Below are 23,266 nucleotides of genomic sequence, written 5' to 3'. Positions count from 1 at the left end.
TGATCAAGTCGCTACAGATGACATTCGAGTAAAGCCTATTCGCATTTTGCGAATTTTTATTCATTATAGAGGAGTCCTACGTGGCCCAATATATTTACACGATGAACCGTGTGTCGAAGATGGTTCCGCCTAAACGCGAAATCTTAAAAGACATCTCTTTATCATTTTTCCCAGGTGCCAAAATTGGTGTGCTTGGTTTAAACGGTGCTGGTAAATCTACTTTGCTCCGTATTATGGCTGGCGTAGATAAAGATTTCTCAGGTGAAGCTCGTGCACAACCAGGTATTAAAATCGGTTATCTAGAGCAAGAACCACCATTAGATCCAAATAAAGATGTCCGTGGTAACGTTGAAGATGGTTTACGTGAGCCATTGGATGCCTTGGCACGCTTAGATGAGGTTTTTGCTGAATACGCAGCAGAAGATGCCGATTTTGACGCACTTGCAAAAGAGCAAGAGAAATTAGAAGCAATCATTCATTCTTGGGATGCCCATAACCTGACCAATCAAATGGATCAGGCAGCCGCTGCATTAAATCTTCCTGCTTGGGATGCAGATGTAACTTTGCTTTCAGGTGGTGAGCGTCGTCGTGTTGCACTATGCCGTTTATTGCTGTCTAAGCCAGATATGTTATTGCTGGACGAACCGACGAACCACTTGGATGCAGAGTCTGTATCTTGGTTAGAGCGTTTCTTGAAAGACTTTGCTGGTACAATCGTGGCGATTACCCATGACCGTTATTTCTTGGATAACGTGGCAGAGTGGATTCTTGAGCTTGACCGTGGGCATGGTATTCCATACCAAGGTAACTATTCGTCTTGGTTAGAGCAAAAAAATGCCCGTTTAGAGCAAGAACAGAAGCAAGAAGAATCTTTTGCTAAAGCATTGAAAAAAGAACTTGAATGGGTTCGTTCAAATGCCAAAGGTCAACAAAAGAAAAATAAAGCACGTATGGAGCGTTTTGAAGAGCTTAACTCGCGTGAGTTCCAACAACGTAATGAAACTTCAGAGATTTATATTCCACCTGGTCCACGTCTAGGGAATAAAGTGGTTGAAGTTGAAGGCATCAGTAAATCTTTTGATGGTCGTTTATTGTACGAAAATCTAACCTTTACTGTGCCGCCTACAGCGATTGTGGGTATTGTGGGTCCAAACGGGGCAGGTAAAACCACCTTATTCCGTATGATGACAGGTGAGCAGCAACCTGATACAGGTACTGTGACACTGGGTGAGTCTGTTAAAGTCGCCTATGTTGGTCAGATTCGTGACACCTTAGACAACAATAAAACAGTTTGGGAAGAAGTTTCTGGCGGTTTAGATATCTTAAGAATCGGTGAATATGAGATTGCTTCTCGTGCCTATATCGGTCGCTTTAACTTTAAAGGTCAAGATCAGCAAAAACGTGTTGGAGAATTATCTGGTGGTGAACGTAACCGTTTACAACTTGCTAAGATTCTTCAAATGGGCGCAAACGTGATCTTACTGGATGAGCCATCAAACGATTTGGATATCGAGACTTTACGTGCGCTAGAAGATGCGATTTTAGTCTTCCCAGGTACAGTGATGGTGGTATCGCATGACCGTTGGTTCCTCGACCGTATTGCAACGCATATCTTGTCATTTGAAAATGAACAGCCAGAGTTCTACGAAGGTAACTATGCCGAATACGAAGCGTATCGCTTGGCTCGCTTAGGTGATGCAGCTGTGCAGAAGCGTACTAAATACAAAAAAATTGGTGGCTAAACACTGATTTTACTGTAAAAAACCAGCTTTCGAGCTGGTTTTTTATTGCAGGTAAGCATGGTGAAGTTGATTTTGCGCTTCGATATGCCCTTGATTGGCTGCAAGTAACAACCATTTTCTGGCTTTATATTGATCAGGAGACAGTCCCAGTTGACCCTGTAGATAAATCATTCCGAGTTTATATTGTGCTTTACTATAACCTTTCAATGCGGCATGTAAAAAATACCAAATCGCATTGCGCTGATAGGTATAAACGCGGTCATGACGATGTAAATCATAATGCACGCTATAGTGATTATTCAGGGCGAGATGTTCATAACTGGTTGCACGATGATAAATATGCATTGACTCAGACATCCCAAATAAGACATGCCGATGTGTATAATCGTATGAATAAGTCATGAGCTGATTAATCCTCCTTATTTATTTTTATTAACTCCATCATCAACTACAAAATTTAAGGCTTATTTCAATCAAGATTAAATGAAATAAAAAGAATATGAAATACCTTAGGTTCATGATTTTTTTTCATAGTAAAAATACTGGAAAAATATAGGAGTTTTAGTAAATAGGGTTAATTCCCTGATTTATATTGAAGGATGGGCTTATTTTAAGACGCTGATATTAAAAATGGAAATGTGATAGTTTTCATTTATTTTATCATTACTGTGTGAATTCTGTATTTAAAAATCATGACAAATAAATTGTAAAATTTTATTTGAAAATAAATATTATTAATTGATTTCTTTATGTTGTTTTAATTTAGACTTAATAATGGTGATATAAAACCATGAATAACTCATCACTTTAGAATGCTTTCATTTTCTTATTCAATAGAGCATTCGAAATAAAATAAGCGCTCAATACAACCTTCTCCCAGTGGAAGAAGGCGTTTTCAGCATGATGCAGTATGTTGATTGAAGTATGAGATTATTTATATAGTTTTTAATCTAGATAAAACGTTATTCATCAAAGACGCATTTCAATCCCTTGTTCTGCGAGATATTGTTTTGCTTCAGGAATCGTATATTGACCAAAATGGAAGATTGAAGCTGCCAATACCGCATCTGCTCCACCTTTTAAAATACCATCTGCTAGGTGTTGTAAATTACCTACGCCACCAGAAGCAATCGTTGGAATGGTGACACGATCATTGATTTGGCGCATGAGACCAATGTCATAACCGGCTTTGGTTCCATCAGCATCCATAGACGTAACCAATAGTTCACCTGCACCGTATTCCGCCATTTTTACTGCCCATTCAATGGCATCAATCCCTGTAGGTTTACGTCCACCATGAGTGAAAATTTCCCACTTATTTTCTGCAGTTTTTTTGGCATCAATCGCAACGACAATGCATTGTGCGCCAAAGCGCTGAGACGCTTCTTGTACAAACTCAGGGTTAAACACGGCAGCGGAGTTAATACTGACTTTATCAGCGCCTGCATTTAACAATAGGCGAATATCTTCAACTTTACGCACACCGCCACCGACAGTTAAAGGGACAAATACACTTTCCGCCATACGTTCTACAGTGCGATAAGTCGTATCACGACCATTGGAGGTTGCAGTGATGTCTAAAAAAGTAATTTCATCGGCACCTTGTTCATTATATCGTCGAGCTACTTCTACAGGATCACCTGCGTCACGAATATCAAGAAATTGAACACCTTTCACCACACGACCATTATCTACGTCTAGGCAAGGAATAATACGTTTAGCGAGCATAATTTTTTCCAAAAAATAACAGTCGATGATGAAACTTCGTGACTTAGCTATAGCACCACAATAGCCGAAGCGGTTATTCTATCAAACTTATGTAAGTTTTTTCGCAGGTTTTCTATGTCGGTTTATACCACTTTGAGTTTACAAGAAGTTCAGGTCTTTGCAGCACCTTATGGATTAGAGGTGGTTGAGCTGAACCCAATTCAAGGCGGTATCCAAAATACCAACTATTTTATCATTTGTCGTGATGGAACACAGTTTGTTTTAACCTTATTTGAAAATATGGATGCGCAAGCGGCAGGTGAGTTAATTCCTGTGTTAGAGCATTTAGGCGAATATGGGCTGGCTGTCCCTGTACCTCTCAAATATGAAGGTCAATATATTCATACGTTGAAGGATAAACCTGCGCAGATTGCACCACGTATGATCGGCAAACATCCTATGCCATCAAGCATTGCTCAAGTTGAGCAGATTGCGATGGCTCAGGCAAAGATGCATATCGCATTAAAAGATTTTCCACTACAGCGCAAAATCGCCCGCGATCATGACTATTGGTACAATGTGGCGAAACAAATCAAACCGACTTTAAGTCCAGCCGATAAAGCGCTACTTGATAATCTCTTGGGATTGTATCAAGCATTAACACAGATGTATCCAAATAGACCTAAAGGTTGGATTCATGCTGACTTGTTTCGCGACAATACGCTGTTTGAAGGGGACAACCTCAAAGGAATCCTTGATTTTTATGAAATGAATCAAGATGAATTGTTGTTTGATATTGCCATTACATTAAATGATTTTTGTACAGAATATCCTGAAGTTACTTTAAATGAAGCCAAGGCAATGGCATTTTTAAATGCTTATAGTTCAGTTCGTCCACTGACTGAAGATGAAAAGGCATGTCTAGAATTATATTTGGCAATGGCGGCAGGACGCTTTTGGATGATGCGTTTGCAGATTGCTCAAATCAATGCTGAATCAGCTCGAACAGGGGATGATATCTTGCAGAAAAATCCACAAGAAATGCGTAATATGTTGATTGAAAGATTGAAATTTGTAACAGCTTAATAAATGTGTGGGATAAAAAATGCGTGATCAAGGTCGGTTAGTTGAGTGGTTTGATGACAAAGGCTATGGCTTTATTCAACCCAATGATAGACTAAAAGAGCGTGTATTCCTGCATATCAAAGACTTTGCGCAAAAAGGTCCACGTCCGATAGTGGGCTGTGCACTTGAATATGTGGTGCAGTTAGATGGACAAGGACGTTATAAAGCCAAGCAAGTGACTTATTTGAAAGCAACTCAAACTGTTCATGCCAAAACAAATCGAACCAGTCAGAATAAACTGAATGCCCAAAAAGCCTCCTCATTACAGCCGATGCAAATCATATGTATCGTTTATATAGTGGCTTTGGCAATCTTAAGTATAAGTGGTTTATTAAATGGTATGATTCTGCTTTTTGTCAGTATTATCAATGTCATGACTTATTGGTTCTATGCACAGGACAAAGAAGCTGCACAAATCAATCAGCGTCGGGTGCCTGAAAATACCTTACATATTTTAGCCTTTTTAGGCGGCTGGCCCGCTGCATGGTTGGCACAACAACGCTTACGACATAAAACACAAAAACAACCTTTTCGAAAGATCTATTTCTGTACCATAGTCTTTAATATTTTATTGATTTTATGGTTAATTTCACCTTTAAATGTATTCCACATTTGATGTGAATTCGCCAAGTTTTAAAAAAGGGCTTGCGATGAGTAATTATGTCGATTCAAACAATAGTAAATCTCTCACCTTAATCTTATACATTCTTTACATTATTGCGATTTTCTCCGCTGGAATTCTAGCAATTGTTGCATTGATTATTAATTACGTAAAATTAGATTCTGTTCGAGGTACGATTTTTGAAAGCCATTTTAAGTGGCAAATCAGAACATTTTGGTGGTACTTGATCTGGACCATCGTTGCATTTATTCCATTTCTTTTTCTCTTTTTCACTATGGATAATGTCAACGCATTTGCAGGTGTAGCACTCAGCGCTACAGTGTTTTGTGGTGTGACTTTATTTCTTTCTTGGATATGGATTGTTTATCGAGCGATTCGAGGGATTATCGTTTTGAATGATGATCAAGCTTTACCGCTATAAACCTGACTAAAAATTGAAAGAATGACTGAAGTAAAAAGCAGCGCTTACCCTGAAACGCTGTTTTTTTTATATGGTGTGAGTACTTTTTTGATGTTGTTTTCTGTTTAAAAATCGAGGTCTCCATTCGCTGACGATAACGCCCAAAACCACAAGTAATCCACCAAAAAGTGCAACTAAGGGAAGGCGTTCACCTGCAATTCTGCCAAATAATGCTGCCCATACAGGTTCGCCAGCATAGATCACTGCTGCTTGAGATGGATCAACTGAACGTTGTGCCCAGTTCATGGTCAGTTGCAATATAGAACTGGTCAAGCCTAATCCTACTGCCAGTATAAGGAGTTCCCACGAAAAGGCGGGGATATGATGTTCTCCAACAAAGGGCATTGATGCAAAAGATAACACTGAGGCAAAAGCCAACTGAATGACAGTCACTCGCTGAATGTTCACTTTCCCTGCAAAGTAACCAATCAAAATAATTTCCATTGCAATCGCAAAAGAACCGAGTAGGGTTACAATTTGCCCTGTATTGAGATTGATTTGGTTGAAGCCATTGCCTGTTAAGAAAATTAACCCGATAAATGCTAGCAAAAAACCTAACCATGTCATCACGTGAGGTCTTTTACGAAAAATCAGCCAAATTAAGATGGGTACCAAAGGGACATACAACGCCGTTAAAAATGCAGACTCACTACTACTGATGGTTTGCATTCCTACGGTTTGTGAGCCATAACCTCCAGCAATCATGCTGCCAATCAGTGCCCCAGCAATAATTTCTTTTAGATGAATGCCTCTGAGATATTTATATGACAATAATCCGACAGCGATGCTTGCCGCTGCAAATCGGCAACCTACGAAGAACATTGGAGAACTATAATTCAAGGCATGATGCACAACGACAAAAGTACCTCCCCAAATCATAGTCATGATGATCAGGGCAATCTGAGGTATTTTCGATTTTAAAAATAAAGCAAAGGGAGAGGATGACATAAAGAACAAGAGGGCAAAAGAAAGCATCGCTATTTTACGCGAAAGCACAGAATTATGCTGATGTTAAGTTTGGTAATAAATGAGAGGCGATCATTAAATTGTCACCTGAAAGCGTTATACTTTAACTATTAAAATATGCTAAAGAGAAATAAGCCATGGTCATTGAACAAGCTTTATTTCATATTATTGAGGGTCAGCAATCGGCTTTCGAAAAGAAATTTTATGAATTATCCGACATTTTTAGAAATGCACAAGGGTGTGAAAAATTTAAATTGATTCGTGGAATAGAGAATAATCAACAATATATTCTACAAATTCACTGGACTGATTTAAAAGCACACACAGATGTTTTTATGAAAACAGAAGAATTTAAACATTGGTTTAAGGCTTTAAAACCCTTTTTGGCACAAAAAATAGAAATGCAGCATTTTGAAAATACATTAGTTTAGATTTTTGTTGTGATTGAAGGAATAAAAAAGAGAACCTTACGGTTCTCTTTCTACAAATTAACTGAAGTTAGAATGCTTGGTCATCCAACAATAATTGAGCTTCACGTAGATTGAGCGTGCCTTCATAGATTGCTCGTCCAGTAATTGCACCTAAAATACCTGGTTGACCTTTTAAGTTGCGTACATCATCTAAGTTAGTAACACCACCTGATGCGATGACAGGAAGACCTGAATATTGTGCAAGATTAACAGTCTGCTCAACATTGACACCTTGCATCATGCCATCACGTGCGATGTCTGTATAAACAATGCTTGATACACCTGCATCAGCAAAACGTTTTGCAAGATCAGTCGCTTTTACATTAGTCACATTTGCCCAGCCATCTGTAGCAACCATACCGTTCATTGCATCAATACCGACGATGATATGACCTGCAAATTTTTGACATGCTTCTTCGACAAATTCAGGGTTTTGAACGGCTTTGGTTCCAATGATCACAAAAGACACACCTGCATCTAGGTAATGCTCAATCGTCTCTAAAGAGCGGATACCACCACCAATTTGAATCGGTAGTTCAGGTTGCGCTTTGGCAATTGCTTCAACCACAGGTTTATGGATTGGTGTACCAGCGAAAGCACCATTTAAATCAACCAGATGTAAACGGCGTGCACCTTCATTTACCCAATGTTGTGCCGTTGCAACTGGATCATCAGAAAATACAGTATCGTCTTCCATACGACCTTGTTTTAAACGTACACATTTACCATCTTTCAGGTCTATTGCAGGGATGATCAGCATGCTTTCGCTCCTTGCCTATTCTCATAGAAATTCATTGGCGTTCATCTTAGCAAAAACTTGATCAATTTCTAAGTGTCAGTTGGGGCTTTTATTTTCATTGATCCCCAATTCAGTCGTGATTTTGATGATATTAACTGGAATTAAATTTAAATCGAGAAGTGCCTTAAAAATAAGAACTGGCGCATAAGCATCTGCTGCGGCGTACTGAATTTGAGGAATGGTCAGATTTTTTTTCGCCCAGTTCGAGGTACTTATTGATTTACTTTTAGGAAAATGAACCTGAAATAGGAGCGCCATCGCATTTTTAATGCCTAATGGACTGGTCATTCCGAAGCTTGAGAAAAGTTTGGAAAGCTCAATCACACGATGTAGTTCTACCCCTTTTTTACGAAATAAATGTAAGTCATTTTTTAGACCAAAGCCCACTTTGAGTTGATTTGTGTTTTCTAAAAAGGGTTTTAAAAAGTTTAGAATTTCAGGCGAAACCTGAAATAAATAAGCTTTCTCCGCAGTGGCAAGTTGAATCAAATGAGGTCCTGTCTGAACTTCACCTTTTGTAAAAGTTGGCTTTGACTCTGTATCAAAGCCGAGTAAAGTCGCTTTTGCTAATTCTTCTGAAATTTCATGACACTGTTCCAGCGTATTAATCACCACAATTTTATTTAAAGGCAAATTTTCAAAACGTGGAAAGCTTAGAATTTGTTCCTTGCTTGGGAGTTGTTGGCTTTGATCATTCACAAATTTTAGCTCTCAGTTTTCAGGGGTAGCTGAAATTTCATAAATTACTTGCTTTGTCGACTAAAATTGAGCAGGTAAGGCATAAAAAAATTTAACGATATTGTGTTATAACAAACTTTGAATAAAAGATGATAGTTTTGTGAGATGAAATTACAGGAATCAAGCAGATGGTAGAAAAAGAGGATGATCTTTTTATCGAAGGTGCAAAACGTTTAAAGCAATTGATTCAAGATAAAAATATAAAGGCCAGTGATATTGTCAATGTACTGGAAACGTCAAAAGGCACAATGAGTAAATGGCTACATAATTCAACACCTTCAAGCGCACAAAGTTTAATTGAATTGGCACGTTTAGTGGGTATGACTGAACGTTGGAATATGGAAGCTAAACAGCAAGACAAAACGGAACTTGTGAGTAAGGCATATGCTGAATCTGAACTGGATTTAAGCCATGTCACCATGGAGCAGTTAATCAATGAGATTAAAGATCGTTATGCCGCTTTAAACTTAAAAGCAGAGATTAAAATCAATGTTGAACCGTTAGAAGGTGGCTTTGTTACCAAAGATTAACGTGATGGTTGCATCACGTGATGAGATCCTTCAAATTCGATTTGCGGATCAGTTTTCGGTGGGGGAGAGATCGCCAAAATATAGATGACCACGATGGTTAAGATGGGGGTGAAAATGATTGAGATCAGTGCAACGGTTTTTTCCCAAATAGGTGTTAATCTACTGCTACCGTATTGATTATCATGAAAAGAGCCAGGTGTGACAAAGATTAAAAACAAAAAAAGCACCTGTACAATCGGGATCAAAATCAACACACTCCACCAACCAGAACGATTAAGATCATGCAGTCTACGAATGATGAGTATAAAAAATGTATAGATACATGAGATGTGTAAGGTCGCCCATAAAAACAAAGCCAAAGGTTCAATTTGCTTAAAATCTTCGTCGGTATTCAACATCTGTAATGAGATATAAAGATTTAGGGAGCATAAAATAAGGGTGAGAATGGTTAACCATGCAATGAGTGATAAACGCCCAAAACGTCCATTGGGATGAAGTAGTGCATCATTGATGAGCGTGTTGTTTTTCATCTATAAGCCATTGAATCAATAAGTGTTAAAGTTTTATTTTTAAATTTGAGTGATTTAAAAAAAGAAACGTAAAGTTTATTGCTCACAACAAGTCTTGGAATCATCATAGTTTAATATGGTGAATCCAAGATGATAACTATTACAGAAATCTTTTATTCAGATTGAGTGTGCTGACTATGTAGTTCAATTTGTTGATGTTGAGCACGATCAACATAGTTTTGATAAGCGGGAATAGCAATTGCTGCTAAAATTCCTAGTGGAAAAATAAGGAAATACATCCAACCCAATACTTTTTCCCAAGTTTTAGTGATGTGTGGAGCACCATAATTGTTTGAGCCTGGATTACCTGGGGCGAAAATTAAATAAAGTATAAAAAAGAGATTTAGAAAGGGTACGAGAATAAGTAAAGATAGCCAACCACTATGATTACGATCATGTAAGCGGCGTATCGAAAATATAAATGAAAAGTAAATTAATACAATATAAAAAATTCCAACAATAAATAATAATGAAATGGATAAATTTCCATTAATAGTTGCTGTTGATAAGAAATTTGGCGCTACAATAGCACATATAATACTAAATAAAACAGCAGCAATTATAGTGATTAGAAAGGTTAACATATTCCAACCTAAATATGATAATCGTCCGAAGCGACCATTTGCATTTAAACCTGAATCATGGCTTTGGAAATTAGAAGACATTTTATATTCCTATATAAATTATGATATTTTTAAAAAACTGTTTAAAAAAAAGAATTGATGATTTTTTATTCAATTTTGATGAAGCATAATGAATTGATAAGAAAAAATAAAGTATGAGTAAAAAAACAGTGTAATTTAAGCTGAGATCGATATAAAAATCTTGATAAAACATGATACTCGGAAACGTCATCCGCAACTGTTTGAGGCAGGATTACTTCTATAATGTATTGTTTCTGCGACTGCTTAAATATGTTGCTGGTAGCTGACGAGTTTTGCGGGTGACAATGGTTTTGCCTACTTTTCCCGAAAGAAAAGTAGGGCTAGCCGCAGGCTGATCCTGTAATTGGGTGAAAACTCAGCAAGACTCCGCAGAGTTTTATTTTTTTTAGTAAGTTAAATGTATGATTGCATCGAACTCACGTTAATTTAAATAAATTAAATATTCCATTCCACAAAGTTTTTCAGCAATTGCAAACCTGCTGTATGGCTCTTTTCTGGATGGAATTGTGTAGCAAATAGATTTTCTTTATGAATTGCGGTACAGAACTGCAAACCATAATCACATGTTGCTGCAATCAGTGTTGAATCTTTAGGTTCAACATAATAGCTATGCACGAAATAGAAGCGTGCATCTTGTTCGATATTTTTCCACATTGGATGGCTAGGATCAGCTTGGTGGACTTGGTTCCAGCCCATGTGAGGAACTTTTAATCCCTCCATATCTGGAAAATGTTTGACCATGCCATCAAAAATACCCAGCGCTTGAGTGCCACCATTTTCTTCAGATGACTCAAGTAAAGCCTGCATACCGACACATATTGCCAGCACAGGTTTATTGAAGGCAGCTTGACGTACAACTTCATCGATTCCTGCTTCATGCATGCCTTGAATGCAGTCACGCATTGCTCCCACACCTGGAAATACAATTTTATCTGCTTGAGCAATCAGCTTTGGATCATTGGTCACATCTACAGTTGCACCGACGTGTTCGAGTGCTTTAGCTGCTGAATGAAGGTTTCCCATGCCATAATCAAGAAGGGCAATACGGGTCATTACAAGGTTCCTTTGGTAGAAGCAACAGTATTTTCAGCGCGAGGATCAACTTCACATGCCATACGTAGTGCGCGAGCAAACGCTTTGAACACACTTTCGATCTGGTGATGGCTATTTTTACCTTTTAAGTTGTCGATATGCAGGGTCATTAAGGCATGATTAACAAAGCCTTGGAAAAATTCTGAGAATAAATCGACATCGAAGCTACCAATTCGCGCACGAGTAAATGGAATATCCATCCACAATCCTGGGCGACCTGATAGATCAACAACGACACGGCTTAAAGACTCATCAAGTGGTGCATAAAAATGACCATAACGTTTTAAGCCTTTTTTATCGCCAAGCGCTTGTGCAAAAGCTTGTCCTAGCGTAATCCCACAATCTTCTACGGTGTGGTGATCATCGATTTCCAAGTCGCCATCACAATGAATATCAATATCAAATAAACCATGACGCTTGATTTGATCAATCATATGGTCTAAAAAGGGAACACCTGTATTGAGCGTGCCTTGACCAGTACCGTCAAGATTCACACGAACTCGAATTTTAGTTTCGTTGGTGTTTCTTACCACTTCACTGATACGTTGCGCCATAGACACGTTCCTCAAAAAACGTCAAAAATTAAAAGTTTGATGTAAAGATGTTTCGCTGTGACGAAAGTGACAGCATATTAGATTGCTCAGGAGGGTTAATCAATGCCTATTACCGTACATGCTAAAACTTCACTAGAAAATGAAGAAGTTCGCGATCAGCTTGAGCGATTATATGACACCAGTCCCGAATTTGGGGATGGTCATGACGCCATAGAACAACTTGAGCAAAACTTGGCTCATTATACCCTACTTTATGTCGCAGAATTTAATACAAAGATTATTGGGGCATTATGGTGTACTGGACAAGGTGAAAGCAGAACTTTAGAAAATATTGTGGTACATCCAGCCAATCGAGGGCGAGGGGTTGCTGAACGTTTGGTTGAAGAAGTTTGCCGAATTGAAGAAGAAAAGGGTGTAAAGAACTTTGAGCCAGGTTGCGGTGCAATACATCGTTGTTTAGCGCATCTCGGTAAAATCTAAGCGATTTGAGTTTTCTGAATGCCTAAAGTAGCTTGAGTCATTGCTTTTGCTTGCTTTGCTCAAAAACAAGTTGCTCAAGAACAAGGGATGGTGAAATGGTTAGTTTTAAGTGCATTTTGAACAGATTCAAAAACGGAATATGCGCAAATTGGTTATGCTAATCGAGATCATTCAAACAATGTATGACTCAAATATGTGTGAAAAAGCATCCATTAGCGCGTAAATAGGCTGATTTTGTTGTAAAAATAGACTGTTGAATGATTTTAATGCTTTCTATACTTGACGGCTTATGGATTAAATTGTTTAATACGCCCCATCGGCGTGATAGCTCAGTAGGTAGAGCAACGGATTGAAAATCCGTGTGTCCCCAGTTCGATCCTGGGTCTCGCCACCATATTTAAAAATCTTTAAGATTTCAATCCCTGATCCCATCAGGGATTTTTTTTGGGTAAAAAATATTCGCTTGAATAAAAAAGTCATGATTTTTATTGACTATTGAATACAGATACGGCTTAATACACCGCATCGGCGTGATAGCTCAGTAGGTAGAGCAACGGATTGAAAATCCGTGTGTCCCCAGTTCGATCCTGGGTCTCGCCACCATATTTGAAAAACCCCAAACATTGTTTGGGGTTTTTTATTGCCTATTTTTAGCGTTCAATGTCATTGTGAGCGTTCTAGAAAATAAACCGATTAAAATACGGTGCAGAGGAATGATTTTTAATTGTCTTACAAAATGCCTTGAGCTGATGTGGAAATGACGTAGAATAAATTTTTATAAAACGAATAGATTGTTATAAAAAACAATGAAAGATTTATTTTCATCAGGCAGTGCGCTTTATCAACAAGCACGACCCAGTTATCCACAGGATGTGGTTCAGGAAATATTAAATCATGTTCCTGAGCGTAGCTTTGCATGGGATTGTGGTGCAGGTTCAGGACAATTCACTCAACTACTGACTCCTTATTTTGATCATATTGTTGCCACCGATTTGAGCGAAAAACAACTACAGCTTGCACCTTATTTTGATAATGTTAGCTATCAGGTTCAATCGGCTGAACACACCTCATTTGCAGCTCACAGTTTTGATTTAATTTCTGTAGCGCAGGCAATTCATTGGTTTGATTTTGACGGGTTTTATAAAGAGGTTCAAAGAACACTTAAACCGCAGGGAATCCTTGCTGTCATCGGATATGGTTTAATTCAAGTTGAGAATAAAGTCGTTCATTCCATGATTCAGGATGTATATTTTAAAAAATTAAACGGTTATTGGGATGCTGAGCGCCGTTATATTGACGAAGAATATCAGACGATTCCATTCCCATTTGAAGAAATAACCGTTGCCAGTTTTAAAATGCAGTATCAATGGTCAGCAGCACAACTGTTAAAATATTTATCGACATGGTCGGCAATTAAACATTATTGTGAAAAAAATCAAGATCATCCCCTACTTGAACTGGCTGAACAACTAAGCAGTGAATATGAAGATTTAAAAATAGAATTTCCTGTATTCTTGCGCCTAGGTCGAGTGAAACAAGTCAAGAAAAAGTGTTTTATGAAAAAATAGAATAATGATCTCATTTTATCTTGGATTACAAGATATATGGCTAACAATATACTTGGTTATATATTATTTAAAGATAAGATGATTCAATGAAATTTATATCTCAAGTTACGGGGCTGGCAATTGCTGGGGTTTTATTTAGCTCGAATTCTTCTGCGACAACAGGCTATTTTATGCATGCCTATGGTGTAAAAGCCCAGGGTAATGCAGGTGTATCGATCGCTCAATTTCAGGATGCACTCAGCATCGCTAATAACCCAGCAGGTTTAAGTTGGGTTGGAAACCGTATTGACATTGGGGCGAGTATTTTTTCACCTGATCGTTCTGCAAACATCACTGCAAATCAACTGCCGAATGCGAATGGCTCATATGATGGCAATGGACGAGCGTATTTTGTATTGCCAGAAATTGCTTTAAATCATCAAATCAATGACCAAGTGGTATTAGGTTTAGCAGTGTATGGCAATGGTGGCATGAATACAGGCTATCAGGATAATCCGTTTGCTGCATTTGGCAATAGGGGCACGGCTGGGGTCGATTTAACGCAAGTTTTTGTCTCTCCTGCGGTATCTTGGAAATATGCTGCAAATCAATCTGTGGGTGTTGCAACGAATATTTTATATCAACGTTTTGAGGCAAGGGGAATTCAGGGTTTTGCTGGATTTTCTTCAGATGCTTCAAACCTCAGTAATCGAGGAAAGCAGAGTGCTACAGGTCTAGGAGCACGAGTGGGCTGGTCAGGCATATTCTTCAATGATCGCTTAACTTTAGGTGCGAGTTATGCTTCAAAAATCAATGCTGATCGTTTTGATCAATATCGAGGATTATTTGCTGAACATGGAGATTTTGATGTTCCTGAAAACTATGCAGTGGGTGCAGCATTAAAAGTAAGCCCTCAATTCACCATTGCAGCAGATGTACAACGGATTAACTATTCAGATGTGAAATCTGTTGGACATTCATTTGATGTTGGGCAGCTACAGCAGGGGCAGCTTTTTGGTTCTCCACAGGGTCCTGGATTTGGTTGGAAAGACATCAATGTCTATAAATTGGGAGTATCTTATCAAGCACACCCTCGACTGCTTTTAAGGGCAGGCTATAGCCATAATGATCAGCCCATTCCAGCGCAAGAGGTCTTTTTAAATATTCTTGCACCTGGTGTCATTCAAGACCATCTCAGTGTTGGTGCAACATGGAATATTGATCCTCATCAAGAACTCAGTATTGCCTATACACATGCCTTGGAAAATGAGGTGAAAGGACCGATTTCTCCTGCATTTGGTGGTGGTGAGGCTAAAATTAAAATGAGTCAGGATATTTTGGGAATTGCTTATGGTTATAGGTTTTAAGTATATATAGCTCTACGTACAGCTCTGAAACTTCGACAGCATTGCAATAAATACTTTTAACGCGGTGTAGATGATGCCTCACTTTTAACCGATAGCATTAGACCCATGATGAGGTTAATTTGATGAGGCTGTTCTTAATCCTGAATCAGCCGCTTACCTAAGCAAACCACCTCAATCTCTTCATAGCCCAATTGCTCATAAAAACTTTGTACATCAATATTGTCTTTACGGATCAACAGTTGCAACTTTGGACAGCCCAATGCAACCAAGCGCTTTTCAAGCTGTTGTAAGAGGGCTGTTGCCACGCCATTACGTTGATCATGTGGATGCACGGCAAGATAATTTACCCAGCCACGATGTCCGTCATAACCGCCCATCACGGTAGCAATGAGCTGTTCATCTTTGACCGCCAATAAAAATAATCCATCTTTTTGAGCGACTTTTCGGAAGATATCAATCTCTGGGCTATTCCATGGACGTGTTAAATCACATGTCTCCCAAAGTGCAATGACATCATCTAAGTCGGTTTCCTGAAACTGCCTAATGATAAACATAGCTTTCTTTTATCTCTTGTTTTTAAAAGAATGTTTGCATCAGATTAATATAAAAAGTGCATCTTGATAAGTTGATTTTTAGACAATGCGTAAATGTTTGATAGACATTCTAAATTTGGAGTGGAATGGTGCGGTTACGAATGATTATTTTTTATTGCTTGAAAATATGCATAATGATTGAGGAATAATTTAAAACAAAAATGGAATTTCATATGAATAAACAGGAATTTGATTATATTATTGTTGGTGGTGGAAGCTCAGGTTGTGTTTTGGCTGGTCGTTTATCTGAAAATCCACAGGTTTCTGTTTGTTTGCTTGAAGCAGGTGGTACTGGAGATGGCTGGAAAGTCGAGGTTCCCTGCGCAGCGGTCATTAGCATTCCTACAAAAATTAATAACTGGGCATTTGAAACTGTTCCCCAGAAAGGTTTGAACGGTCGCAAAGGCTACCAACCACGTGGTAAGTGTCTGGGTGGATCATCTGCAATCAATGCAATGGTCTATATCCGAGGACATCGACAAGATTATGATGATTGGTCGGCTTTAGGGAATACAGGCTGGTCATATGATGAGGTTTTACCTTATTTCATTAAATCAGAGAATAATCAAAGAATTAAAAATCAATATCATGGTAATGATGGTCCATTGTCTGTGATTGATTTACACAGTGACAATCCACTTCAACAAAAATATCTTGCAGCTGCGAAACAACAGGGCTATCGAATTTTGGATGACTTTAATGGCGAAGAGCAGGAAGGCTTAGGCATTTATCAAGTCACTCATATTAATGGTGAGCGCTGTAGTTCAGCTCGGGCTTATCTCTTTCCACATCTTAAACGAAAAAATTTAACAGTTGAGACCTCGGCGCAAACCCAGCGAATTTTAATCGAAAACGGTGTGGCTGTGGGTGTGGAGTATAAGCAGAATGGTCAATTGAAACAGATCCACGCGCGACGTGAAGTGCTACTCAGTGCTGGTGCAATGCAGTCACCTCAAATCTTGATGTTATCTGGCATCGGTGACCAGCATGAGCTAATGGAACATGGGATTGAGGTGAAAAAACACTTACCCGGCGTGGGCAAGAATTTTCATGATCATCCTGATTTTATCTTTGGCTATAAAGTACGTGAAATACAGGGAACTTTTGGGCTATCCATCCCCGGGTCTATTGATTTAATCAAGCAAATAGGACGTTATCGAAAAGAGCGGCGTGGTTTGCTTACAACTAATTTTGCTGAATGTGGCGGTTTTATTAAAAGCTCAGCAGAGCAAAAAGTACCGAATTTACAATTACACTTTGTGATTGCATTGGTTGATAACCATGCTCGGACTTTACATACAGGTCATGGCATTTCTTGTCATGTATGCTTACTGAACCCAAAAAGTCGTGGCACGATCAAGATCAGTGGTCCAAGTATCGACGATCCAATATTGATTGATCCAAATTTTTATGGAGAAGAGTCTGATTTAGAAGAAATGGTCAAAGGTTTTAAGCTCACGCAAACTTTAATGCAGTCTGAAGCGTTTAAAAGCATAATCAAAGAAGATTTGTTTACTGCAAATGTACACACGGATGAGGAGATTCGGCAGGTTTTACGAGATCGCTCTGACACGGTTTATCATCCAGTAGGAAGTTGTAAAATGGGCGTGGATGAAATGGCTGTGGTTGATCCACGATTGCGTGTTTATGGTATTCAGAACTTACGTGTGGTGGATGCGTCCATCATGCCTAAAGTGGTCAATGGAAACACCAATGCACCTGCCATTATGATTGCTGAAAAAGCCGTAGATATGATTAATCAGGATCAGTCAGGTGTAGCATTTATCGAGGAAAAGATGGTCGTCTAGGCAAGATCATTTAAGCTTTGTGATCAAGTGGATATGTATAGCTCGCAGAGCTATTTTATTTGATTGCCATTTTTTGCAACGAACATATCAACCTGTTAAAGCAACAGACAATAAAAAACGCCCTTTGGGCGTTTTTTATTGAGCTAAAAGATTATGCAGATTTTTTAGCTTGATCTTGTGTGGTTAACATATGACCTGTTTCTTCAAAGTTGCAGTGCCAAGAAAGCGCTTCACGAAGAATATGAGGTGTTTGACCGCCTTTTTCACATGCACGATCAAAGTAATCATTTAAGGCATCACGATACATTGGGTGAGCACAGTGATCGATTACAGCGCGTGCACGTTCACGTGGTGCTAAACCACGTAAGTCTGCAAGACCTTGTTCAGTAACCAGAATATCAACATCATGTTCAGCATGATCAATATGTGAGGCAAATGGTACAACAGAAGAAATGTCACCGCCTTTTGCAATTGATTTGGTTACGAAAATAGCCAAATGTGCATTACGCGCGAAGTCGCCTGAACCACCGATACCATTCATCATCTTGGTACCACAAACGTGAGTTGAGTTGACGTTGCCGTAAATATCGAATTCAAGTGCAGTGTTGATACCAATGATACCTAAACGACGAACTAACTCAGGATGGTTTGAAATTTCTTGTGGACGTAAAACCAATTTATCTTTGTATTGTTCAAGATTGTTAAATACTTTTTCGCCATATTTAGCAGAAAGCGTAATTGATGAACCTGAAGCAAATTTCATTTTACCCGCATCAATCAATTCAAAAGTACAGTCTTGAAGTACTTCTGAGTACATCACTAAGTCTTCAAAGTTTGATTCTTTCAGACCTGTTAATACTGCATTGGCAATAGATCCAATTCCTGCTTGTAATGGACCAAGGTTCGCAGGCAAACGACCTTCTTCAACTTCTTTCTCAAAGAATGCGATCAAATGGTTTGCAATCGATTGCGTTTCATCATCCGGTAAAGTCACTGTTGATGGAGAGTCATGGAATTCGCTGTTAATCACGATACCGACAATTTTTGCAGGATCGATATTGATTGCAGGTGTACCAATACGTTGATCAACATGTGTCAATGGGATGGGTTGACGAGTAGGGCGATAGGTTGGGATATAAATATCGTGTAAGCCTTCAAAAGCAGGGCTTAAATTAGTGTTGATTTCAACAATCACCTTTTCAGCAAAAATTGCAAAGCTTGCAGAGTTACCTACAGAAGTGGTTGGAATGATGCCGCCATCTTCAGTGATTGCAATGGCTTCAATCACAGCAACATCAGGTTTTTTCAATTGAAGATTACGCATTTGCTCAACAGTTTCTGACAAATGCTGATCGATAAACATCACTTCGCCTTTGTTGATGGCTTTACGTAATGTGTTATCGACTTGGAACGGTAAACGACGAGCAAGTACACCTGCTTCAGTCAATTGTTTGTCTAGATCATTACCTAAACTCGCACCAGTGATCAATGTAATCTTGAGAGGATTTACCTTGGCTTGTTTTACAAGTGCTAAAGGTACAGCTTTTGCTTCGCCTGCACGAGTAAAGCCGCTCATCCCCACAGTCATACCATCTTGGATAAAAGTTGCAGCTTGTTCTGCGCTCATGACTTTGTCATGGAGAGATGCTAAACGGATACGATCTAAAGACATGGTTTACGCTCAATTCTTGTTCAAAACTAGACGGATTGTACCGCCCTCAAACTAAATTGTGCATGCCTCTAATGCTAAGGTCTAATTTTTTCAATAAATGCGGGTATAAATTCTAGTGATGGTTTTTAAGTTGTTATTTATTAATGAAATAATGTTGTCTGTTTGATAAATAAACAAAACTGTTTGTTTGATTATTGAGCGATCATTAAAAATGATCACTCAAACTTTGCTTAATTTTTTGAATCGGGTTTGTAGGTGTCGGTTCTTCCTCAACTTTTATCGAAAGTGGTAGGGAGACGATGGCTTGTAAACCACCTTCAGGGCGGTTGGAAATAGACAGTTCACCTTGATGAATATCGACAATTCGCTTCACAATTGCCAGCCCTAAACCACTGCCTTGAACTGTACGTGCAGCATTTCCGCGTACAAAGGGTTGCATTAAGTCTTCAATCTGATCTTCAGGGATACCTTCACCATTGTCCGCAACACAGATTTTGATATGTTCATTTTCAACCAGTGCACTCAATTCAATGGGTTCTGCGCCATAGCGCTTAGAATTGTTGATCAAATTACCAATCAAGCGTTTGAGGGAGAGCGAACGTGCGGTGATGATTGGCAACTCTTGAGGTGTAAAGCGAATATCCAAAGGCTTAAACTGAATCACTAGTTCTTGTAGTAAGCTGTTGATATTGGTGTCTTGTAGCTCTTCATCTGAACCATCACGCATATAAGAGATAAATTGGCTCAAAATGGCATCCATATCATCGACATCATAAATCAGTCCTTCTTTTAAGAAGTCATCATCAGACATCATTTCTGCACTTAAACGAATCCGAGTCAACGGTGTTCTTAAATCATGTGAAATTCCAGCCAACATGATTTGACGATCTCGTTCAGTTTGTTCAAGCGTATAAATCATATGGTTAAAAGCTTGGTTAACTTCACGAATTTCTTGTGGTCCATGGTTGGTTTCAAGATAAGGCGCTTTACCTGTTTTACTGTAATTATTTGCAGCATGTTGTAAGCGACGTAATGGGCGATTCAACTGTCGAACCAATGTCAAAATAATGGCTGCAGCAATTAAAGGAATCCCCAATAACCAAGCTAAAATAAGTTCTGGACTATAATTCGCATAGGTATTTAACGGTTCACGAACCCAATTCCCATTCATTTCAGGCGTTTGTACCCAGATACGTGGACTAGGTTTAAACTGGAAGTAAACCGTTACGTCCTTAATTTTTAATTCTTCTGCCAATTGCTTTTCAATGCGATTGGTAAAGAAATCAGCAATAATTTTATCTTTAACATTTGGATAGTCTTTAGAATCTGTAACATATTCCACACCAACACGCTGTTTTAACCACTCATCAATATCTAACTGAATATCGTCGTGGTAGATCTGCAAGCGAGGATTGTTGACCATCTCAAGCTCAACTGCCAGAAAACGTGCATGTTGTTGAATTTCTGGGAGATAGAGTGTTTTCCAGAAAAACCAAAGAGACATAAATAGGCTAAAAAAAACCACAAATATGACCAGAACCGTAGTTCGCATTGCTGCTGAACGTGGTTTGATTTTATCGAGAAAGCGTTCCCAAGGTGTACGTTTGCGTTCTTTGTAAGCGACAAAGTCAGTAAATTCTTGTGGGTCTATGGGTTCTAATTTCACAGATTGATCCTGTTACTCGATAATATCGTGTGATGCAATGATTTTAGTTTAATCAATGATGAATTTATAGCAATAATAAAAATGTGATTTTATCTATGCTTGATCTAGCACTTGTGATTTGAATAAAAATAAACTCATAAAATTTAATCTAGTCAAAATAGATTGTTTGATTGAATAAGAAAGCCTAATTTTTATGATGATTTGCTTCTTTTATTATTTTTAGTAGCCAATTAGACCATCTTGAGATGGTCGAAAAATGCGCATTGAATGTTTACATACATTTTAAATGCTTCTGAAACATAGATGGTCTTTCTATCGTGAGGCGACATGGATGTCGCCATCTTGGGTGGGGGTGTATGAGCAAAAAACAAAGTATTGCTTTGTTTGCAGCGCAAGACCCCTGTTAAACAGAAGTTTTTTGTCATCTTTTCATCTCTGAAAAGTGAGATAGCGCCTACGCAAAGCGATTTAAACTTTAAATGTAAAGTGATGCATTGCAAACTTGATCTTCATACAATTATTTCTGTGTAATGGCAGAGGTTTCATGGCTGATAAGATTAAGCCCATTTAGAAGTCATCTAAAAGCTTAATTCATAAAAGCATTATTCTGTGCAATAAAATAGGTGACATTCCTTATTCAAAAATGTCACCCATAAGTCAATATCTCATGCGTTCAGCAAATAGAGATACCATATATTGCTTTATTATTCCGCACCATCTGGAACAAAGACATAACCTACGCCCCATACAGTTTGGATATAACGTGCACGTGCTGGATTCTCTTCGATTAATCGACGCAAACGTGAAACTTGAACATCAATTGAACGTTCCATTGCGCCCCATTCACGACCACGCGCCAAATTCATCAATTTATCACGGGTCAATGGTTCGCGTGGATGTTGTACCAGCGCTTTCAACACGGCAAATTCACCTGTAGTCAAGGTGACTACTTGCCCTTCACGTGTCAAAGTACGCGTTGAAAGATCTAAAGACCATGGACCAAACGAAACCACTTCTACATTTTGGCTTGGTGCACCTGGAACCTCACGAACTTGGCGACGTAAAACAGCACGGATACGTGCCAATAATTCATTTGGATTAAACGGTTTTGGCAAATAGTCATCCGCACCAGCCTCTAAACCAGCAATACGGTCAGAGTCACTGCCACGTGCTGTGAGCATGATGACAGGTGTATCAATATTGGATGCGCGTAATCGTCTGCAAATGCTTAAACCATCTTCTACAGGAAGCATGAAGTCTAAAACGATGAGTGAAAATAACTCACGTTGTAATAGACGGTCCATTTGTGTTGCATCGTGGGCTGTCTTAACAACAAAGCCTTTATCTTCAAGGAAACGCTGTAAAAGGGTACGTAAACGCACATCATCATCGACCACTAAGATGCGTTCGACACGGTCAGTTTCGTTTTGTACGACATCTGTATTTTCAGCAGGTACAACCAAACTCATGATGTACTCCCTTAATGTTGTAAATTATAAATATTCATCAATCTCAGTATAATGCCTAAGCGCTTGTTAAGACTATGTATCAAATTGCTCAAAAATACAATTTTCCGGCTGTTTTGAAACCAAAAGACAACATCTACAAATATTTGAGATCGTTCTATGTTTATAAATAAAAAAACATACTATTTGCAAATGAAACTTTTATGTATTTTAGCAATAAGCTTTTGTTTAACTGCATGTATTAGCCGATTATCTCGACCAGAGATCTCTGGACAAGTGATTGATGGTCGTGGACAACCGATTGCATATGTTCAAGTGGGAGAAACTCAAACCAATCAAAATGGCGATTTTCAGTTAAAAGAGCAGCGCTATTCTGCTTTTTTGTTGAAAGAAATCATGTATATGGAAGCACCACCAGTGTTTGTTCAAGAGACAGTCACTAAACCGGGTTATCAATCGTGTTCTTTACAATATTTCAACCGTTTTGGTGGCGGTCAGAGAAAAGGGGGGAAATGGCAGCTTGGAAAAATTATTTTACAAAGCAATTTGAACGCACAAGGTCAGAGTGAAATACCCGATTGCATGATAAAAACTCAAGAAAAATGAACTTTTATCACTTTTTTCATTA

The 23,266-nt window shown here is 38.6% G+C and carries 24 protein-coding genes and 2 tRNA genes; 13 read left to right on the top strand and 13 right to left on the bottom strand.

Annotated features, from left to right (window positions below; translation table 11 throughout):
• Positions 1 to 80 precede the first annotated feature (80 nt).
• On the top strand, positions 81 to 1,742 hold the full coding sequence (ettA, locus tag TOL5_RS20050; protein ID WP_004825504.1) for an energy-dependent translational throttle protein EttA: 1,662 nt from the start codon (positions 81 to 83) through the stop codon (positions 1,740 to 1,742).
• Between the two features lie 42 nt (positions 1,743 to 1,784).
• Here ettA and TOL5_RS20045 read toward each other — a convergent pair whose 3' ends face one another.
• Together TOL5_RS20045 and hisF are read right to left on the bottom strand one after the other, a co-directional pair.
• On the bottom strand, positions 1,785 to 2,144 hold the full coding sequence (locus TOL5_RS20045) for a tetratricopeptide repeat protein (RefSeq protein WP_121774324.1): 360 nt from the start codon (positions 2,142 to 2,144) through the stop codon (positions 1,785 to 1,787).
• A gap of 567 nt (positions 2,145 to 2,711) precedes the next feature.
• Positions 2,712 to 3,470: an imidazole glycerol phosphate synthase subunit HisF gene (gene hisF / locus TOL5_RS20040; protein WP_004825500.1), complete on the bottom strand. Its 759-nt coding sequence runs from the start codon at positions 3,468 to 3,470 to the stop codon at positions 2,712 to 2,714.
• 114 nt (positions 3,471 to 3,584) lie between these two features.
• On the opposite strand from hisF, the gene TOL5_RS20035 reads away from it, so the two are divergent.
• The 3 genes from TOL5_RS20035 to TOL5_RS20025 are packed head-to-tail and all read left to right on the top strand — an operon-like array spanning position 3,585 to position 5,617.
• Positions 3,585 to 4,535 carry a homoserine kinase gene (locus TOL5_RS20035; protein WP_121774325.1) on the top strand — a complete coding sequence of 317 codons (951 nt, stop codon included), beginning with the start codon at positions 3,585 to 3,587 and terminating at the stop codon, positions 4,533 to 4,535.
• Between the two features lie 19 nt (positions 4,536 to 4,554).
• The gene (locus TOL5_RS20030; RefSeq protein WP_121774326.1) at positions 4,555 to 5,190 is read left to right on the top strand and encodes a DUF1294 domain-containing protein; all 636 of its coding nucleotides are present in this window, start codon (positions 4,555 to 4,557) and stop codon (positions 5,188 to 5,190) included.
• 34 nt (positions 5,191 to 5,224) lie between these two features.
• On the top strand, positions 5,225 to 5,617 hold the full coding sequence (locus TOL5_RS20025) for a DUF4870 family protein (protein ID WP_035299960.1): 393 nt from the start codon (positions 5,225 to 5,227) through the stop codon (positions 5,615 to 5,617).
• Between the two features lie 66 nt (positions 5,618 to 5,683).
• Here TOL5_RS20025 and TOL5_RS20020 read toward each other — a convergent pair whose 3' ends face one another.
• Positions 5,684 to 6,604: a DMT family transporter gene (locus TOL5_RS20020; protein WP_121774327.1), complete on the bottom strand. Its 921-nt coding sequence runs from the start codon at positions 6,602 to 6,604 to the stop codon at positions 5,684 to 5,686.
• 155 nt (positions 6,605 to 6,759) lie between these two features.
• On the opposite strand from TOL5_RS20020, the gene TOL5_RS20015 reads away from it, so the two are divergent.
• Positions 6,760 to 7,053: an antibiotic biosynthesis monooxygenase family protein gene (locus TOL5_RS20015; RefSeq protein WP_004825489.1), complete on the top strand. Its 294-nt coding sequence runs from the start codon at positions 6,760 to 6,762 to the stop codon at positions 7,051 to 7,053.
• Positions 7,054 to 7,120: 67 nt separating this feature from the next.
• On the opposite strand, the gene hisA is transcribed toward TOL5_RS20015, so the two are convergent.
• The gene (gene hisA / locus TOL5_RS20010) at positions 7,121 to 7,852 is read right to left on the bottom strand and encodes a 1-(5-phosphoribosyl)-5-[(5-phosphoribosylamino)methylideneamino]imidazole-4-carboxamide isomerase (RefSeq protein ID WP_121774328.1); all 732 of its coding nucleotides are present in this window, start codon (positions 7,850 to 7,852) and stop codon (positions 7,121 to 7,123) included.
• Positions 7,853 to 7,927: 75 nt separating this feature from the next.
• Positions 7,928 to 8,590, bottom strand: a complete 663-nt coding sequence (locus TOL5_RS20005) for a 3'-5' exonuclease (protein WP_221260588.1) — start codon at positions 8,588 to 8,590, stop codon at positions 7,928 to 7,930.
• Positions 8,591 to 8,757: 167 nt separating this feature from the next.
• On the opposite strand from TOL5_RS20005, the gene TOL5_RS20000 reads away from it, so the two are divergent.
• Positions 8,758 to 9,159 carry a transcriptional regulator gene (locus TOL5_RS20000; RefSeq protein WP_058968287.1) on the top strand — a complete coding sequence of 134 codons (402 nt, stop codon included), beginning with the start codon at positions 8,758 to 8,760 and terminating at the stop codon, positions 9,157 to 9,159.
• On the opposite strand, the gene TOL5_RS19995 is transcribed toward TOL5_RS20000, so the two are convergent.
• From TOL5_RS19995 to hisB, 4 genes are all read right to left on the bottom strand, one after another.
• Complete coding sequence (locus TOL5_RS19995; protein ID WP_004825481.1) at positions 9,156 to 9,689, bottom strand: DUF805 domain-containing protein; 534 nt, start codon at positions 9,687 to 9,689, stop codon at positions 9,156 to 9,158. The two genes, TOL5_RS20000 and TOL5_RS19995, sit on opposite strands and share 4 nt — an antisense overlap.
• Before the next feature lie 152 nt (positions 9,690 to 9,841).
• Positions 9,842 to 10,393: a DUF805 domain-containing protein gene (locus TOL5_RS19990; protein ID WP_121774329.1), complete on the bottom strand. Its 552-nt coding sequence runs from the start codon at positions 10,391 to 10,393 to the stop codon at positions 9,842 to 9,844.
• Between the two features lie 435 nt (positions 10,394 to 10,828).
• Positions 10,829 to 11,446, bottom strand: coding sequence for an imidazole glycerol phosphate synthase subunit HisH (hisH, locus tag TOL5_RS19985; RefSeq protein WP_004825479.1), 618 nt, complete (start codon positions 11,444 to 11,446; stop codon positions 10,829 to 10,831).
• Positions 11,446 to 12,039, bottom strand: a complete 594-nt coding sequence (gene hisB / locus TOL5_RS19980; protein WP_004825477.1) for an imidazoleglycerol-phosphate dehydratase HisB — start codon at positions 12,037 to 12,039, stop codon at positions 11,446 to 11,448. Before hisB ends, hisH begins: the two co-directional genes overlap by 1 nt.
• A 102-nt stretch (positions 12,040 to 12,141) precedes the next feature.
• Here hisB and TOL5_RS19975 point away from each other — a divergent pair, with 102 nt between their 5' ends.
• The 5 genes from TOL5_RS19975 (at position 12,142) to TOL5_RS19955 (ending at position 15,433) form a co-directional block, all read left to right on the top strand.
• Positions 12,142 to 12,519, top strand: coding sequence for a GNAT family N-acetyltransferase (locus TOL5_RS19975; RefSeq protein ID WP_005034402.1), 378 nt, complete (start codon positions 12,142 to 12,144; stop codon positions 12,517 to 12,519).
• Positions 12,520 to 12,837: 318 nt separating this feature from the next.
• A tRNA-Phe gene (locus TOL5_RS19970) sits at positions 12,838 to 12,913 on the top strand.
• A gap of 133 nt (positions 12,914 to 13,046) precedes the next feature.
• Positions 13,047 to 13,122 (top strand) — tRNA-Phe (locus tag TOL5_RS19965).
• Between the two features lie 203 nt (positions 13,123 to 13,325).
• Positions 13,326 to 14,087 (top strand): class I SAM-dependent methyltransferase, encoded by a 762-nt coding sequence (locus TOL5_RS19960; RefSeq protein ID WP_042089132.1) that lies wholly within the window; start codon positions 13,326 to 13,328, stop codon positions 14,085 to 14,087.
• Positions 14,088 to 14,173: 86 nt separating this feature from the next.
• A complete protein-coding gene (locus TOL5_RS19955; protein WP_121774330.1) occupies positions 14,174 to 15,433 on the top strand; it encodes an OmpP1/FadL family transporter in 1,260 nt (419 codons plus the stop codon).
• Between the two features lie 134 nt (positions 15,434 to 15,567).
• On the opposite strand, the gene TOL5_RS19950 is transcribed toward TOL5_RS19955, so the two are convergent.
• Complete coding sequence (locus TOL5_RS19950) at positions 15,568 to 15,987, bottom strand: GNAT family acetyltransferase (RefSeq protein WP_004825465.1); 420 nt, start codon at positions 15,985 to 15,987, stop codon at positions 15,568 to 15,570.
• A 212-nt stretch (positions 15,988 to 16,199) separates the two neighbouring features.
• Between TOL5_RS19950 and TOL5_RS19945 the strand changes: the two genes are divergently transcribed.
• Positions 16,200 to 17,834: a GMC family oxidoreductase gene (locus TOL5_RS19945; RefSeq protein ID WP_121774331.1), complete on the top strand. Its 1,635-nt coding sequence runs from the start codon at positions 16,200 to 16,202 to the stop codon at positions 17,832 to 17,834.
• A 151-nt stretch (positions 17,835 to 17,985) separates the two neighbouring features.
• Here TOL5_RS19945 and TOL5_RS19940 read toward each other — a convergent pair whose 3' ends face one another.
• The 3 genes from TOL5_RS19940 to ompR all read right to left on the bottom strand — a co-directional run bounded on the left by TOL5_RS19940 (position 17,986) and on the right by ompR (position 22,641).
• The gene (locus tag TOL5_RS19940) at positions 17,986 to 19,506 is read right to left on the bottom strand and encodes an acetyl-CoA hydrolase/transferase family protein (protein WP_004825459.1); all 1,521 of its coding nucleotides are present in this window, start codon (positions 19,504 to 19,506) and stop codon (positions 17,986 to 17,988) included.
• Positions 19,507 to 19,711: 205 nt separating this feature from the next.
• The gene (locus TOL5_RS19935) at positions 19,712 to 21,172 is read right to left on the bottom strand and encodes an ATP-binding protein (protein WP_005034388.1); all 1,461 of its coding nucleotides are present in this window, start codon (positions 21,170 to 21,172) and stop codon (positions 19,712 to 19,714) included.
• 704 nt (positions 21,173 to 21,876) lie between these two features.
• The gene (gene ompR, locus TOL5_RS19930) at positions 21,877 to 22,641 is read right to left on the bottom strand and encodes a two-component system response regulator OmpR (protein ID WP_004825449.1); all 765 of its coding nucleotides are present in this window, start codon (positions 22,639 to 22,641) and stop codon (positions 21,877 to 21,879) included.
• A 156-nt stretch (positions 22,642 to 22,797) separates the two neighbouring features.
• On the opposite strand from ompR, the gene TOL5_RS19925 reads away from it, so the two are divergent.
• Positions 22,798 to 23,244: a carboxypeptidase-like regulatory domain-containing protein gene (locus TOL5_RS19925; protein ID WP_058968292.1), complete on the top strand. Its 447-nt coding sequence runs from the start codon at positions 22,798 to 22,800 to the stop codon at positions 23,242 to 23,244.
• Positions 23,245 to 23,266 lie beyond the last annotated feature (22 nt).

This window comes from Acinetobacter sp. Tol 5, from assembly GCF_019702905.1.
Classification (GTDB): Bacteria; Pseudomonadota; Gammaproteobacteria; order Pseudomonadales; family Moraxellaceae; genus Acinetobacter; species Acinetobacter bereziniae.
The sequence above is the reverse complement of the archived record's forward strand: the minus strand, read 5'-3'. Positions and strand labels throughout refer to the sequence as shown.